Source organism: Shinella kummerowiae, assembly GCF_009827055.1.
GTDB lineage: Bacteria > Pseudomonadota > Alphaproteobacteria > Rhizobiales > Rhizobiaceae > Shinella > Shinella kummerowiae.
Genome location: NZ_WUMK01000005.1, coordinates 22,627 through 38,333 on the forward strand (window position 1 = coordinate 22,627; position 15,707 = coordinate 38,333).

The following is a 15,707-nucleotide window of genomic DNA, read 5'->3' on the forward strand; positions in this document are numbered from 1 at the left end:
GATCATGATCAACACCATCGATGACGGGGAAATGCGCATGCTCAAAATACTGGTTGTGTATGGCACCCGCCCTGAAGCGGTGAAAATGGCCCCGTTGATCGATGCGTTGCGGCAGTCGCGATGCTGCCGGCCGGTGATCGCGGTGACCGGCCAGCATCGGGAGATGCTTGATCAGGTCAACCATCTGTTCGGGATAGAACCGGATTTCGACCTCAACATCATCACGCAGTCGCAGACGCTCGAGACCATCACGTCCCGCGTCCTGGCGGGGGTCTCCGCGGTGATCGAGCGGGAGAGCCCGGATGCGCTTGTGGTGCAGGGCGACACCACCACCTGCTTTGCTGCGGGGCTCGCGGCTTTCTATCACAAGGTTCCCCTCATTCATCTGGAGGCCGGCCTGCGAACCGGCAATCGCGACAATCCATTCCCCGAAGAGCTCAATCGCCGGCTGACGAGCCAACTCGCCATGCTGCATCTGGCGCCGACATCGACCGCCAAGGCCAACCTGCTGAGGGACGGCATCGCCGAAAGCGATATCGTCGTCACCGGCAACACCGTTATCGATGCGCTGTTGCATGTATCCGGGCGCAACAGCGTGTCGGACAATCCGGAACTCAACGGGGTTTTCGACAGGCCGACAGTGCTGATCACCGCGCACCGCCGGGAATCCTGGGGTGAGCCGATGGCGCGAACGGCGCGGGCCATCGCTCGGCTGGCGCGGGATTTCCCGCACATGAACTTCCTTCTTCCCGCCCATCTCAATCCGGCGGTGAGGGACGTGCTTCTGCCGCCGCTTGCAGGCCTTGAAAACGTCAGGATAACCCGGCCTCTTGATTACCGGGATTTCGTGAGCGCGATGCGGGATTGTATGCTGGTCCTGACCGACAGCGGCGGCGTGCAGGAGGAGGCGCCGACATTCGGCAAACCCGTGCTGGTGCTGCGCGAGACGACCGAGCGGCCCGAAGCGGTGACCGCGGGCACGGCGCGGCTGATCGGCACCGACGAGGATGCCGTCGTGAACGCCGTCACGGAACTGCTCCGCGATGGCGATGCCTATCGTCGAATGGCCCGCGCCGTGAACCCCTATGGCGACGGGCTGGCCGCGCGGCGGTCAACGCAGGCGATCGAGCACTTCTTTGGCCTTGCCGATCGTCCGGACGAGTTCACCGGCCTGGCGCCGGCCGCGCCGCTGCCGATCGTCCTCGATGTCAGATCCGTTCCCCAGACCGCCCATCCGGGCGCGTTTGTCCGCAACGGCAGCGCTCTCGACACCGCACATGTCGGATGAACGTGTCTAAGCCTGGGGGTGTCGCACAGGCACCTCTCCTCCGCCCGCCGGCATCGCTTCCGAAGGCCGGGCGGACCAGAGCCTGAATCTAGCAAATTGTTGACGTTGAGGGTGTTGCCGTACCTTGCGGGACGGGCAGAGCCTGCGGCCCTTTGCGATACACCCGGTTCTTCAGCGGCAAGATTACCGCCAGACACCGCGCGTATCATAGACGATCTTGCCGCCCAGCCGGGTGTGGCGGATCGCGCGGAAGGGGTCGTGCTCGACGAGCAGCACGACGATGTCGGCACGCTCGACGGCGTCATAGGCCTGTTCGAGCCGGATGTTGCCGTATTCGGCAAGCTGCCTCGGCATCTTCTCCACATAGGGATCGACCGCGAGCACCTCCACATCCGGCAGCGCACGGGCAATGAGGCCGACGACGTCGATCGCCGGGCTCTCGCGCACGTCGTCCACGTTCGCCTTGAACGTCAGGCCGAGGCAGGCGATCGTCGGGGCGTGGAAGCGCTTGGCCTTCATCACCACCTGTTCGGCGACATGGTGCGGCCGTCGGTCGTTGACCTCGCGCGCCGTCCTGATCAGTTTGGCAAGGCCGGGTGCAGCGGAGACGATGAACCATGGGTCGACCGGAATGCAATGCCCGCCCACGCCAGGGCCCGGGCTCAATATACTGACGCGCGGATGCCGGTTGGCGAGCCGGATGACCTCCCACACGTCGATATGCAGCGCCTCGCTGATCAGTGAAAGCTCGTTGGCAAAGGCAATGTTGACGTCGCGATAGGCGTTCTCGACCAGCTTGGCCAACTCCGCGCTCGCCGCGTCGGTGAGCAGGATTTCGCCCTGGGCGAAAAGACGGTAGATCGACGCGGCCTTCTCGGCGCATAGCGGCGTCAATCCGCCGACGACGCGGTCGTTGGTAATGATCTCGATCATGATCCGCCCGGGCAGGACGCGCTCGGGGCAATGGGCCACATAGATGTCCGCGCCGTTCTCCCCGTCCCGCGGCATCTTGAGATCGGGTCGCACGGCGGCGATCCAGCTACTGACCATCTCCGTCGTTCCGGGCGGTGACGTCGATTCGAGCACCACGATGTTGCCCGGTTTCAGGCGCGGTGCGATCTGCTCGGCGGCTGCCTTGACGTAGGACAGGTCCGCTGTGTGGTCTTCATTGAAGGGTGTCGGCACCGCGATGATGAAGGCGTCGGCCTCCGGCACCTCGCTCGTGGCGACCAACCGTCCCATCGCCACCGCGCCGCTGACGCCGACGGCCAGGTCAGGCTCGACGAATGGTACCTCGCCGCGGCAGATCGCGGCGACGATAGCAGGGTTGATGTCCACGCCGGTAACGTCAATGCCCCGCGTCGCGATCGCTACGGCCGTCGGAAGGCCAATGTACCCCAGGCCGAGAATTGCCAGCCTGCCCTTGAAGATCTCAGTCATGCACGACGCTCCCTGGCATCGTTTCCCGCCGTTCGAATTTCACCACGATCTGCCCGTCCTCGTGTTCGAACGCACGGGTCGGGCTGAGCATTTCCCGCGCGAGCAGGTGAAGAAAGCTGCTGTTGGTGGACAGGTAGCGCCACCACAGGCGGCGCGGCTCTTGCATGACCCGGTAGGCCCATTCCATCCCGAATTTTTGCCAGAGCGGCGGCGCGCGCCGCGTCAACCCCGCAAGGATGTCGAAGGAGCCTCCGACACCGTGCAGGACGGGAACGCCGAGCGACGGACCGTGCGTCGCGAGGAAGATCTCCTTTTTCGGGGAGACCATGCCGAGGAACAGCATGTCCGCGCCACAGTCACGGATGCGGGACGCGATGCCTTCCGCCTCTTCCGGCTTGAAGTAACCGTGATGGCTATAGGCAATCGTGAGATTGGGATAGCGCGCGCGGATCGCCGTCTCCATGGCCGCGAGGACGTCCGGCCGGGCGCCAAGGAGGGCCACGGAGCGGCGCTCGGCATTTGCAAGCGCAAGCAGCCGTACGAAGAGATCGATGCCGGCGATGCGTTCGGGAAGCGGTCGCCCGAGCAGCTTGCTCGCCCAGACGACGGCCTGGCCGTCGGCGATGATCATGTCGCATTCGATCAGGGAATTCCTCAACATGGAATTGCGCCGGAGATTGACGATCTTGGCGGCATTCAGCACGCCGACGAGCATGCGCTGGCGCGTTCCGATTGCCGTCCTGCACCGTTCGACGGCCTCTTCCATGCGTAAGGGATCCATATACATCCCGAACAGCAGTTGGCGCTCGCTTGTCATCCGAACCTCCCCCTCAATCAAAGGCGCGTCGTATTCGCGTCCCTGTTGTCCCCGAGCTTTGTCACCGTTCCGCCGCTGAGCCACGCGTAAAGCATCAGGCCGAATTCATACGGCCTGCATTCGCGGTCGATGCGCCGGGGCGGGAACAGGACGTTCGCGGCGGGCAGCTTGAAACTGGACCACAGCGCGGTTCCCGCCGCCGCTGCCTTGCGAACGAACTTGTTCGGCTCGCGCCGGGCGACCTTTCGCCAGACAACGCCCTTGTCCGGTACGATCAGCACGTCCCGTGTTTCCGGATGGTCGTCGAGCCAGCGAAGCCCGTTGGTGATGCAATTGAAAAAGTCCCGCCCGCCCGCTTCGCGTAGTTCCAGAAGCGCCATGGGCGCCATGGCATGCTGGTGGACGCTGTAGACCGGATACCCTTCGGCAACCGTGCCGTGGCGCACGTCGTAGTGCCACCACCATTGGCCGCTGCTGCCCTGCAGCGCGCAGATTCGTTCGGCACAGACTTCAGCCGCTGTGAGCGCCTCGACATCGCCGAGGCTGGCATGAAGGCGCGAGAGGGCCTGGATCGGATAGACCTGGTCGGCAAAACAACCGATATGGGAGCGCAGCCGACCACTCGCCGAAGCGGGTACCCAATGCCCGAACAGCGGTGAGCCGAGGCGCGCTGAGAAGAGGCCGGCCCGTGCGGCCTCAATCAGGCGCGAGGTGTCGGCAAGTCCGCGAGCCGCGAGGGCGGCGCTCAGGCACCAGGCGCATTCCACCGTGGAGATCGGTGTGCCCGATGCCAGGTGGCGGGACAGGGCCGTATAGAGCGGGGCGGCAAAGACGCCCGTCACTTCGGCGATCGCCCAGGCCGTCAAGGCGATCGCACCGATATCGGCGGATTGTTCGGCGGATGCGGCCGCCCGTTGCAGCAGCTCGGCAATCGTGCCGCCTTCCAGAGCGTGCATCTGTGTCGCCGTGTCGGTATGCGCCAGGCCAAGGGCGGTCATGGCGGTGTAACGAAGGCTGACGCCCTCGCGCCGCTCCGTCCAGCCGTCTTTCGTCTCGACCGCCCGCAGCGTATGGGCAAAGAGGTCGCCGTCATACATGCGTGGCAGGCCGTGCCCGGCAACCAGCAGCAACCTGTCGACCAGGGAGCGCGAAGACGGGGACACGGCGGCGAGCAGGGCAAGCCGATCCTTTGAGAGGGGCGCCGGCCCTTCAACCGACCGGGACGAGGTGGCGGCTTCGAAGGCCGCGCGAATCTGCAATTGCGATTTGGCGATGTCGATCGACATGGAGGCTTCCATCACCGGTGAAGGCACCGGCTTGCCGAGGTTCCTGATCGACGGAGGGCTCCACGCGATTGAAACGCGATGCCGATCTCCGTCCCGCTTGTCACCTAGGCTACGAACTCCAGGCGTTTAATCTACCGCTCTCAAAGGTTGACGCGCGATCGTTGGAGGGCAGGAAGCACGCCACGGACTATCCGAAGGGCTTAGGGCGGGGAGGCGGTGGCGTAATGCAATCCGACTAGGTGTCCGACGGCATCTCCTGCGCCTTACGTCTCTCGGCAGTCTTTCGGTGTGGTAGTATTCAGACAATTCTGGGCTCGATGAAACGAGCGGGCGCAGCGCAATGGATATGTCGTCGAAAGCCATGAAAGACAACACGCTGGCAAGCCTGCACGACGGGACACGCCTCGCGGTCGTGGTGGTCACCTACAACAGCGCCGACGTGATCGGCGGGCTGCTCGATTCCCTGCCCTCGGGGCTGGCGGGACTGGCCGATACGGAGATCGTCATCGTCGACAACAAGTCCAGGGATGCCTCGGTCGACATCGCTGCGTCCCATCCCGTCAATGTGCGCGTCATTCAGACAGGCAGAAATGCCGGCTATGCGGCGGCGATCAATGCCGCCGCCGCCTCAATCGACGATGAAAGGCACCTCCTCATCCTCAACCCCGATATTCGTCTCCAACCGGGCTGTGCGCGTACGCTTGTCAGCCGGCTGCACGATCCTTCGATCGGTCTGGTGGTGCCACAGTTGCTCCACGAGGATGGGAGCATCACGCATTCGCTGCGCAGGGAGCCGTCGCTGATCACGGCATGGTCGGACTCGCTGCTCGGAACCAGCTTCGCCGGCCGGCTGGGTCTTGGCGAGATCGTGAAGGACGAGAGACTGTACCGCGCGGGCGGCACGGTCGACTGGGCCAGCGGCGCGGCGCTGGCGATATCGGCCCGCACGCGCAAGGCGGTTGGCGCATGGGACGAAACGTTCTTCCTCTATAGCGAGGAGGTCGATTACATGGAGCGAGTCCGCCGCTGCGGCCTGAAAGTCGCTTACGAACCGGCCGCCCGCGCCGTTCACATCGGCGGCGAGTATCATGAAAATGTCGGCCTTTCCGCGCTGATGACGTCAAATCGTATCCACTACTACGGACGTCACCATGGTGCGGCAGCGACATTCCTGTTTCGCCTCGGCATCATCACCGGAGAGGTGATGCGGTTCGGGTTGGGGCCGGGCCATCGTGCCGCACTGTCGGCAGCCCTTCGTCCCTACAGCGAATATCGAGCGGCTCTTCAGCGTTGACCTGCCAGGTCGGCATAGATCGTGTCCACCCTGTCAAGTTTCGCGGACCAGAGGGCGGTTTTGCCGACATGGTCATAGGCGGCACGCCCCATGCGGTCGCGCAAACCGGCATCTGCCGCAAGCGTTGCGATGGCCGCGGCGAGATCGCTCGCCAGCTTTTCGGGTGTCGATACGGAGAGCTTCATCGCGCAGAGATCCGACGTCGCACTGCCCGGCCCGCCGCGATCGACGACGATCAGGGGGAGTGAATATCCCATCGCCTCCAGCGCCACATTGCCGCCGGGTTCCCGGTAGCTTGGAAACGTGAAGATATCGGCCGCGCGATAGAACGCGCCAACCTTCTCTTTCGATTGCCAACCATGCATGCGGACACGCGCCTCGAGACCGAGGGACGCAACCAGCGCTTCACATGGCGCACGCTCGGGGCCTTCGCCGACAATATCGAGTTCGACGGGCAGATCGCTGACAAGCGGCAGGGCGCGGATCAGGTCGCGCACGCCTTTGGTCCGCACAAGGCGCCCGACGAACAGCAGCCTCACAGGCCCCTGCCGGCCGGACCTGTCGATCCTCTCCGGGAGGGCGTCGAGACCGGTTTCGCTCATGACCTGGAAGTCCTTCAAGGGAACGCCCGCGAGGATTTCCTTCACGTAGTCGGCAATGCCAAGCACGCAATCCGCATTTCTGAAGGACGCCCGCAGCCACGGATCCCAGGTCAGGCGGTGACGATCCAGCGCTCGCAACCGCGTGAACCAAGGGCTCGACGTGTCGTCCGTCGTGAAGCCTTCCGGGGACGGGAGGCTTCCGCCGACGGGGCCGATCAACAAAGGCAGGGCGAAGCCGGCTGCCGGGGAGGGATAGCGCATCGCGACTGGCACGGGCTGATGCACCAGATCGAACCGCTCGCCGCGCGCCAGCGCCTGCCTGATCCATCGGCGTGCATGCAGATAGAACGGCAGGTATGCCGGCTTCATGAGGCTGTTGAGGCGTTCTGCCCGGCCGAGCAGCGGCGGCTCGCACCACTCGATCACCCGCATGGCTGGAAGCTGCTCGGCGGCGGGGCGTGCTCCGCGCTTGTGGTAGGTCAGCAAGGTGACGTCGTGCCGCTCGGCAAGACGGCGCGCCCATTGGAACGCCACCCACGCCTCGCCGACATCCTCGCCATTGCAGGTCGGTGCGATCAACAAGACCCTGGCCAAATCCAAACGCTCCAAAAACCTGTCGCGGTCCCCTTGCCCGCTCGGGGATTATCCCGGACCTGGATATCGCGGCAATGCCGCCTTTGGGTGGTGAGCGGCGGCGGGCATGGGGCGGATACAGGACGCCAGCCTCCCGCGAATAGGCCGGGCCTATCCAAAAGGATGGCCGCATACCCCGTTTTACCGGTCTTTCCTCCTTCGGAGCGATCTGCATAGATGAGAGGCAACAGGTGGCACGCCTCGCGGAGGCCTCGATGAACCCCGATATTTCAGTCATCCTACCGACCTATAACAGAACAAAGCCCCTCGTCGCCGCCATGGAGAGCGTGCTCGCCCAGTCCTACGGGGACCTGGAACTCATCGTCGTCGACGATGCCTCGAGCGACGACGTCGCAAGCGTGGTCAAAGGCTTTGCCGATGCGCGGGTGCGGTACATACGCCGCGGCAAGAACGGTGGTGCTGGTGCTGCCCGCAACACTGGGCTTGCGGCTGCCCGGGGGCGGCTCATCGCATTCCAGGACAGTGACGACCTCTGGCTACCCGGAAAGCTCGAAAGGCAGGTTGCCTTCTTCGATACGCTTTCCGACGACGTGCGCGTCGTCATCGGCGGCAAGATCGTCTACGGACGCGATCCGCAGTTCCGTTACGGGGCAGGCAAGGTCGCGCATGCTCCCCCGCCCAACAGCAGGCTGCGGCTCGACGAGGACCAGCTCGGCCACCTTCTGGCCGAAAACCGGATCAGCGTGCAGAATGCCCTGTTCCGGCGCGACTGCATGCCGGATCTCGGCTGGTTCGACGAATGCCTGCGGGCAAACGAGGACTGGGAATTCGCGGTACGGCTGGTCCAGCAGACGCGGGTTTTCGAAGACATCGAGCCGGTCGTTCTGGGGTTCATCTCGGCCGATAGCATATCGACCAATCGACGGCGGCAGTTGATGGGTGAATTCCGGATATTGCGCAAGAACGGTCGGGTGCTCGCCGCACGGCGGCTGGATCGGTCCCGGTTGCGCATCGGGATTGCGATCGGCCTCTATAATTCCGGCAAGAAACGGTCGGCAATGCGCTTCCTGCTCGCAGGACTGAGGGACCGCCCGGCCAATGTTGCCGCGGTCGTTCGCTCGCTCGCCCGGCGGCTCGCTCGCGTGCTCGTCAACGCCACCCTCGCCGCGCCCCAACCCCATTCAGAACGATAAGATGAGATACATCCGGGCACTGACGGTCCTTGGCCTCGTCCCGCTCTGCCTGACGACAGCAGCGATCACGCCGTCGCGCGCAGACCATTGGAACCTTGAAAGAACGGGACTGTCCGCCCCCTCGAGGCTCGTCAAATTCCGCGGCACCTACTATGCGACGGTCGAGAATGCGACGGTGCGCGACCTGGAGATCCACGGCAACGTCGTCATAGAGGCCAGCAACGTGACGATGGCAAATGTCAGGCTGGTCTCCGAAGCGCCCTGGCATGCGCTGCGCGTAATGGAGAGTGCGACGGGTTTCACGTTGCAGGAGAGCGAAATCGACGGTGCCGGCGGGACGGTCAACGGTGTCTATGGTTTCGGGACCTTTCTGCGAAACGACATCCACGGCGTCGACAATGGCATCAACGTCATCGCGCCGTCGACAATCCGCGACAACTACATCCACGATTTCCGCACCAGCACCGACGGTCACTACGACGGCATCGAGATCAATGGCGGCCATGACATTCAGATCGTTCACAACCTCATCGTCAACGAACACGACCAGACCTCGGCGGTGATGATGAACAACGAGTTCAGCGGATTGTCGAACATTTCCATCGAGAACAACCGCCTCGTCGGTGGCGGCTATACGATATATCTCGATGGCCGCAAGGGTGGTGGTGCCGTCGACGACGCCTCGATCCGCATCATCGGCAACGAGATCGGTGGTGGGCGGTGGGGAAATTTCGCGTTCTACGACAGCCAGCCGGTGGTGGAGGGCAACAACGCGCGCAAGTGATGCGCCTAATCCCTTGGGTGTATCCGCACGACGTCGACTGATCCGATTGATAAGTTATCTACCGCCACGCGCAGGGATAGGGTGTCGGGACGTCGCGTCATTCCGTATCATGAGGCAGTTGTTGGCCATGCGCGCCATCCTTACCAACGACGGCCGGCTGCGGGGGCCGGTGAAGACGCGTGCGCCCCGCCCAAGTCGGCTAGCCGGACAGAATGCAGACGCACCGATCCGGGCGTCCGGTTCTCTCGCCGAAGGCCATCCGGCGCGTGGAACGCGATCCCTGCCGATCACGTTGTTCCTCCTGTCGCTTTTCCTGCCCCTGACCTTCAACGCCGGAAGTCTGGCGCTGAGCCCCTTTCGCCTGGTGCTGCTCGCCACGATCCTGCCGTGCCTGTACAAATGGGCATCGGGCGGGGCAGGGCAACTGCGGCTGGCCGACTTCACGCTGCTTTTGTATTGCCTCTGGTGTTTCATCAGCCTGTGTGCGGTGCATGGCCTCGGCCAGGGTCTGCAGTCGGGCGGCATCCAGTTCATCGAGACGATGGGGCCTTACCTTCTCGCACGGTGTTACATTCGATCCGCCGATGACTACTATCGCGTGACGCTCCTGCTGTTTCGCGTCATTCTGTTTCTGATGCCGTTCGCATTCATCGAGGCGTTGACTGGCGAGAACATCCTGCTCGATCTGGTCCGCACAGTGTTCAAGACGCACCCGAACCTGCATGACACGCGATGGGGCTTGCGCCGCGTGCAAAGCGTTGTGGAGCACCCCATCCTTTTCGGCGTGATCTGCGGAGCCTTGCTCGGGCCGGTCTATTGCGTGCTCGGTTACGCCAAGACGGCCTCGGAACGTTATGCGAAGGCTGCGGTAATCGCTGTGACGACGGTCCTGTCGATGTCGTCAGGTCCACAGAGCGGGCTTTTTGCCCAGATCGTCCTGCTTGCGTGGGACAGGGTGCTTGCGCGCTTCAAGGCGCGGTGGAAATTGTTGTGGGCAAGCCTCGGCGCTGGCTATGTGCTGGTCGCGACAATGTCCAACCAGAGCGTGTTCGAGTTCTTCATCACCCATTTTTCATTCAGCCCCGAAAACGCCTACTATCGTGTGCTGATATGGAATTTCGGGACCGGCTCGGTGATGAACCATCCCCTTTTCGGAACGACCATGATCGGTTGGGACAGGCCGGATTGGATGCCGCCCAGCATCGATATGTTCTGGCTGTATCAAGCGATAATCTACGGCATTCCCGCCGCCGCGGCGATGCTCGCCACGTTCCTGGCGGTCTTCGTCACCGTCGCCATACGGAAAATCGGCGATGCGAAACTCAACGCGTATCGACTGGGATTTCTCGCCTCCCTGACGAGCTTTTTTCTCGTCGGCTGGACCGTCCACTTCTGGAACGCCACCTATGTCCTGTTCATCTTCTCCCTGGGTGCAGGGATTTGGCTGCTGGACGCGAAGGGCCAGGACGAAACGCAAGAGCGACCGACACGACGCCCTGCCTTTGGTGCCAGGGAGCTACCCTCTCGCGCCGGTATCGAGAGTGGGCGGCCATCTGCCCGATCTGGCGGCCGACAATAAAGCGAGGGCCTGAAGCCGTTTCCGGCGCTTTGCCAGGGGATTGTGGTTGTCGAGTTCGACCGCTACGGCCCGCAGGCCGGACTTGACCGCCTCCCTGACATGTTTTTCCGAGCGCATGGCGATGACTTCGCCGTAAATCTCGAGCTGAAGCGCCAGCGCCCTTTCGAGGCTGAAGCGTTGAATGACAACTTGGCGACCATATTCGGCGAGGTTCCGCCGAAGATCGGCATCCAGCACCAACCGCTCGATCTGCGCTGCGAGCCGGCCGGCGCCGGGCGCATCGTCCGCGAGCCCGTAGAACCCCTGATTGAGAAACATCGTCAGCGTCGCGGGCTCGAAGATTTCCGAAAAGGCCTGCTCCCCCTGCACGATCAACGGTCGGCCGATGGCAAGCGTCCGCAGGGCGGAACTGCCCATCGCGACCACCAGGTCGGCGGCGGCATAGGCACCCCTCGGATCGAGCTGCTGGCCGCACAGAATGATCGCGCGCCGTCCAAGACGCTGATTGACGCCGTCGGCCCGTTCCTCCAGCGCCGCGCGAGCCGGGCCGTCGCCGACCAGCGCCAGCACGACCCTGTGCTGTCCCCCGATCATTTCCACCGCATCGATGGCCCGCACGAGTGAATCCAGTTTCAGGTCGAGGGCATGGCGAGACACGCTGACGATCAGGAAATCCTCACCCGCAATGCCATGCGCGGTTCGAAACGGCTGCCCGTCGATGGATGGGTTGTCGCGGTCGACGTCGATTGGCGGTTCGATCACCCAGACCGGGCCGGCCATCCGTGCGCGCGCCTCCCGGCCGAGATCCTCGGTGCCCATGATCAGCGGCACCGAGGGCGGCACCTGCGCGCTGACGGACATGCTCAGCACGGTACAGAGCACGGGCACGCCGAAAATCAGAAAGGCACCGTAGTAGGCATCGAGGCACGGGGGCCATTCATAGGCGTGGATCAGGTCGATCCGCTCCCGCCGCGCGATCCGTGCGAGTTCGCTGATACGCGAAGGCGCGGGGCGGTACTTTGTTGTGCTTGCTGGCAGAAAGCGCAGGCCGCGCTCGGCAATATAGCCGGTGAGAGGCCCCGGAACGCCGTAAACGATGACCTCGTGGCCTGCAGCCTGCGCACCGGCGGCCAGGTCGATCGCGTTGATCTGGCTTCCGCCGACGGCGAGATCGTGGGGATAGACGAGGATGCGCAATGGCCGCTTTCCCGGTTTGACACCGCATGTTTGTCCAGCGGTTCAAACTGCGAGGAAGGGCAAAGCCGTGCAATCGCACCTTTCGGCGGGGTGGGCAAAACGGCGGGCACGATCCCTACGCTGAGGGCATCATGAAGGCTCAATCGGCAGCCTCGGCGTACACCCTAAGGTGTAGGTCGTGAATCCTATTGTTCCCTTTACTCGAACGGCAAAAGGAAATGTCCTCTAAGCAGTTTGGAGCACGTCCCGACGCCTGTTTTTGAACAGGAATGCGCTACGGAGTATTCGAATGATTTCTCTCGACGTCGCCAGGGAAGAGGGGGTGGTGATCCACCATCCCGATCTGGTCAATCTCTACGGCTGCACAATAGGAGCCGGCTCCCGCATCGGGACGTTCGTGGAGATCCAGAAGAACGCGCAGATCGGCCGCAACTGCAAGATTTCCAGCCATAGTTTCATTTGCGAAGGCGTGACGATAGAGGACGGCGTCTTCATCGGCCATGGCGTCATGTTCACCAACGACATGTATCCCCGCGCCGTCAATGCCGACGGCAGCCTCCAGTGCGACAACGACTGGTCGTTGCTGACGACCCGCGTGAAGTGCCGCGCCGCGATCGGCAGCAATGCCACCATCCTTCCGGGCGTGACCATCGGGGAGGGCGCGCAGATCGGCGCAGGCGCCGTCGTGGTCCGGGACGTTCCCGACTTCGCCATCGTGGCCGGCGTGCCGGCGCGGGTCATCGGCCGTGTCAGAGACGACCGTTCGAAAGCTGCAATCATGGAGGCGGCATCGTGATCGGGGTAGGGGTTGTCGGCTACGGCTATTGGGGACCGAACCTGGTTCGGAACCTGGCGGATATCGTGGATGCGAGGCTCGTTTCGGTCTGCGATCTGATGACGGAACGGCTTGCACCGGTGAAGGCCCGTTACCCGACCGTCGATATCACCTCCGATTTCGACGAGATGCTGCACGATCCCCGGATCGACGCCATCGCGATCGCGACACCGGTCTCCACGCATTTTCGGCTCGCCATGATGGCTCTTATGGCCGGCAAACACGTCTTCGTGGAAAAGCCGATGGCGGCGACCACCGAGGAGGCGCGGCGCATGGTGGAAGAGGCCGCCCGGCGCGGGCTGGTGCTCGCCGTCGACCACACCTTCGTCCATACCGGGGCGGTGCGGAAGATGCGGGAGATCGCGGAACGGGATCTCGGCGAAATCTACTATTACGACTCGGTGCGTGTGAACCTCGGCCTCTTCCAGCACGATGTCAGCGTCGTCTGGGATCTTGCCGTCCATGACCTCTCGATCATGGATTACGTGCTCGATGAAAAGCCTGTGGCCGTGTCGGCAACCGGCATGAGCCATGTGCCGGGGGAGCCCGAAAACATCGCCTATCTGACGCTGTTTTACGAAAGCAAGCTGATCGCGCATGTCCATGTGAACTGGCTGGCGCCCGTGAAGGTGCGCCGGACGCTAATCGGCGGCAGCAACAAGATGATCGTCTATGACGACCTCGAACCCAGCGAGAAGGTGAAGGTCTACGACAAGGGGATCACGCTGAACGGCAATCCGCAGAAGAACGGCGAGAAGGTCTACCAGATGCTGGTCGGTTACCGCACCGGCGATATGCATGCGCCCCAATTGGACATATCCGAGGCGCTCGGTCGGGAACTCAGGGAATTCCTGCACTGCGTCGAAACGGGTGCTCAGCCGACCGCCGACGGCAATGCGGGCCTCCGCGTGGTCCGGATTCTCGAAGCAGCCACCCAGTCCCTCGCCCAGCGCGGTCGCGTCATCGAACTGGAAAAGGCGAGGCTGATCGCATGATCCCGATGCTTGATCTGAAAGCCCAGTATGCATCCCTGAAGCCGGAGATCGATGCCGCAGTGTTGCGGGTGCTGGCATCCGCCCAATATGTGCTCGGCGACGAGGTGGAGCAGTTCGAACGCGAATTCGCGGATTACTGCGGCGTCAGGCATGCGATTGCCGTCAATTCGGGCACGAGCGCCCTCCATCTCGCGCTGCTCGCGCTGGGGTGCGGCCCGGGCGACGAGATCATCACGGTGCCCTTCACCTTCGTCGCGACCGTGTCGTCGATCTGCTACACCGGCGCGCGGCCGGTCTTCGTCGATGTGGAGCATTCGACATTGACGATGGACCCCGAAAGGCTGGAGGCCGCCATCACGCCGCGCACGAAGGCGATCGTGCCCGTGCACATCTACGGCCAGATGGCGAACATGGATGCCATCCAGACGATCGCCGCACGCCATGGCCTGCCAATCGTGGAAGATGCCTGCCAGGCGCACGGCGCTGAATTCCGGGGCAGCCGGGCCGGCAGCTTCGGTGCGGCGGGGTGTTTCAGCTTCTATCCCGGCAAGAATCTCGGCGCCTGTGGCGAGGGGGGCATCGCCGTCACAAACGACGACCGGCACGCGAAAACCCTGCGCATGCTGCGTGATTGGGGACAGGAGCAGCGTTATCACCACGTCCTGAAGGGCTACAATTATCGGATGGACGGCATTCAGGGCGCAATCCTGCGCGTCAAGCTGCGTCATCTGGAAGAGTGGACCGAGGCACGACGCGCCCATGCCGCGCGCTACACGTCGCTGCTTGGCGGCATGCGCCATATCCGGCTTCCCCATGCCGATGCGCTGCGCCGCCACGTCTATCATATCTATGCGATCCGCACCGGCGATCGCGATAGCTTGCAGCGAGCACTGCTCGCCGAAGGCGTCCAGACCGGCCTGCACTATCCCATCCCCGTCCACCTTCAGCCAGCGCATGCCGATCTCGGTTATGCGGTGGGCGATTTTCCGGTGTCCGAGACAGCCGCGCGGGAGGTGCTCTCCCTGCCGATCTACCCGGAAATGACCGGCCACCAGGTGGAACAGGTCGTCCGCGCCGTGGAAAGGGAAGCCTATGTCGCTTGAGGCCCGCCACAGCCCGCGGATCGTCAAGGCCGTGCACGGTCTGCGCGGCAAGCCCGCCGATCCCGCCTATCAGCTTGGCCTCTGCGAGGACTTGAAAAGCACATACGGACCCGCGGGTCTGGTCGAACTCTACGGGCGGTTTTCGAACGGCGACGGTTTCGTCGATGCGCTGATGCGTCGGGTGATCGTTCAGGCTTTGTCGCGGCGGTGTGGTACCGGGCTGCAGGTCGGTGCGAGCGCGGTCTTCAAACACCCGGAAACGTTCGAGATCGGCGACGGTGTCTTCATCGGAGCGCAGGCGAATATCCAGGGCCGTTTCGACGGGACCTGCCGGATCGGCAACAATGTCTGGATCGGCCCGCAGGCCTTCATCGATGCGCGCGACGTGGTCATCGGCGATGATGTCGGTTGGGGTCCCGGCGCGAAGATCCTCGGATCGACCCACAGCGGCATGCCGATCGATGTGCCGATCATCCGGACGGATCTGGAGATCAGGCCGGTCCGGATCGAGGCGGAGGCCGATATCGGCACGAACGCCACCATCCTGCCGGGCGTGACCATCGGCAGAGGCGCCATCGTTGGCGCCGGCGCGGTCGTGGTCTCGGATGTCGAGCCCTATTCGATCGTCGCGGGCGTGCCGGCACAGTTCCTGCGATGGCGGGAGGATATGCCGGTTCGGGCAAAAAACGTCGAGGTGTGA

At 63.5% G+C, this 15,707-nt stretch carries 14 protein-coding genes; 9 read left to right on the forward strand and 5 right to left on the reverse strand.

Annotated elements, in window-relative coordinates; genetic code table 11:
• Positions 1 to 4 precede the first annotated feature (4 nt).
• Positions 5 to 1,288, forward strand: a complete 1,284-nt coding sequence (gene wecB, locus GR138_RS13865; protein WP_276508790.1) for a non-hydrolyzing UDP-N-acetylglucosamine 2-epimerase — start codon at positions 5 to 7, stop codon at positions 1,286 to 1,288.
• 183 nt (positions 1,289 to 1,471) lie between these two features.
• Here the strand turns inward: wecB and wecC are convergent, their stop codons facing one another.
• Genes wecC through GR138_RS13880 form a run of 3 tightly spaced genes read right to left on the reverse strand, consistent with a single transcriptional unit; the run spans position 1,472 to position 4,831 of the window.
• Entirely contained in the window at positions 1,472 to 2,728 is a 1,257-nt protein-coding gene (gene wecC / locus GR138_RS13870) for a UDP-N-acetyl-D-mannosamine dehydrogenase (protein WP_160859839.1), read from the reverse strand.
• Positions 2,721 to 3,545: a WecB/TagA/CpsF family glycosyltransferase gene (locus GR138_RS13875; RefSeq protein WP_160859840.1), complete on the reverse strand. Its 825-nt coding sequence runs from the start codon at positions 3,543 to 3,545 to the stop codon at positions 2,721 to 2,723. Before GR138_RS13875 ends, wecC begins: the two co-directional genes overlap by 8 nt.
• Before the next feature lie 17 nt (positions 3,546 to 3,562).
• Positions 3,563 to 4,831: a hypothetical protein gene (locus tag GR138_RS13880; RefSeq protein WP_246200462.1), complete on the reverse strand. Its 1,269-nt coding sequence runs from the start codon at positions 4,829 to 4,831 to the stop codon at positions 3,563 to 3,565.
• 361 nt (positions 4,832 to 5,192) lie between these two features.
• Here GR138_RS13880 and GR138_RS13885 point away from each other — a divergent pair, with 361 nt between their 5' ends.
• Positions 5,193 to 6,125: a glycosyltransferase gene (locus GR138_RS13885; RefSeq protein WP_246200463.1), complete on the forward strand. Its 933-nt coding sequence runs from the start codon at positions 5,193 to 5,195 to the stop codon at positions 6,123 to 6,125.
• Here the strand turns inward: GR138_RS13885 and GR138_RS13890 are convergent.
• Positions 6,116 to 7,321: a glycosyltransferase family 4 protein gene (locus GR138_RS13890; RefSeq protein ID WP_160859841.1), complete on the reverse strand. Its 1,206-nt coding sequence runs from the start codon at positions 7,319 to 7,321 to the stop codon at positions 6,116 to 6,118. The two genes, GR138_RS13885 and GR138_RS13890, sit on opposite strands and share 10 nt — an antisense overlap.
• Before the next feature lie 254 nt (positions 7,322 to 7,575).
• Here GR138_RS13890 and GR138_RS13895 point away from each other — a divergent pair, with 254 nt between their 5' ends.
• From GR138_RS13895 to GR138_RS13905, 3 genes are all read left to right on the forward strand, one after another.
• Positions 7,576 to 8,514 carry a glycosyltransferase family 2 protein gene (locus GR138_RS13895; protein ID WP_160859842.1) on the forward strand — a complete coding sequence of 313 codons (939 nt, stop codon included), beginning with the start codon at positions 7,576 to 7,578 and terminating at the stop codon, positions 8,512 to 8,514.
• A 1-nt stretch (position 8,515) separates the two neighbouring features.
• A complete protein-coding gene (locus GR138_RS13900) occupies positions 8,516 to 9,298 on the forward strand; it encodes a right-handed parallel beta-helix repeat-containing protein (RefSeq protein WP_160859843.1) in 783 nt (260 codons plus the stop codon).
• 127 nt (positions 9,299 to 9,425) lie between these two features.
• Positions 9,426 to 10,877, forward strand: a complete 1,452-nt coding sequence (locus tag GR138_RS13905) for an O-antigen ligase family protein (RefSeq protein ID WP_160859844.1) — start codon at positions 9,426 to 9,428, stop codon at positions 10,875 to 10,877.
• On the opposite strand, the gene GR138_RS13910 is transcribed toward GR138_RS13905, so the two are convergent.
• Positions 10,815 to 12,074: a glycosyltransferase family 4 protein gene (locus GR138_RS13910; protein WP_160859845.1), complete on the reverse strand. Its 1,260-nt coding sequence runs from the start codon at positions 12,072 to 12,074 to the stop codon at positions 10,815 to 10,817. The two genes, GR138_RS13905 and GR138_RS13910, sit on opposite strands and share 63 nt — an antisense overlap.
• 289 nt (positions 12,075 to 12,363) lie before the next feature.
• On the opposite strand from GR138_RS13910, the gene GR138_RS13915 reads away from it, so the two are divergent.
• From GR138_RS13915 to GR138_RS13930, 4 genes are read left to right on the forward strand one after another with little or no spacing between them, the layout of a single operon-like run.
• Complete coding sequence (locus GR138_RS13915) at positions 12,364 to 12,870, forward strand: acyltransferase (RefSeq protein ID WP_160859846.1); 507 nt, start codon at positions 12,364 to 12,366, stop codon at positions 12,868 to 12,870.
• The gene (locus GR138_RS13920; protein WP_160859847.1) at positions 12,867 to 13,904 is read left to right on the forward strand and encodes a Gfo/Idh/MocA family oxidoreductase; all 1,038 of its coding nucleotides are present in this window, start codon (positions 12,867 to 12,869) and stop codon (positions 13,902 to 13,904) included. The genes GR138_RS13915 and GR138_RS13920 overlap by 4 nt, the downstream gene beginning before the upstream one ends.
• Positions 13,901 to 15,007: a DegT/DnrJ/EryC1/StrS family aminotransferase gene (locus tag GR138_RS13925; RefSeq protein ID WP_160859848.1), complete on the forward strand. Its 1,107-nt coding sequence runs from the start codon at positions 13,901 to 13,903 to the stop codon at positions 15,005 to 15,007. Before GR138_RS13920 ends, GR138_RS13925 begins: the two co-directional genes overlap by 4 nt.
• Positions 14,997 to 15,707, forward strand: coding sequence for an acyltransferase (locus tag GR138_RS13930; RefSeq protein ID WP_160859849.1), 711 nt, complete (start codon positions 14,997 to 14,999; stop codon positions 15,705 to 15,707). The genes GR138_RS13925 and GR138_RS13930 overlap by 11 nt, the downstream gene beginning before the upstream one ends.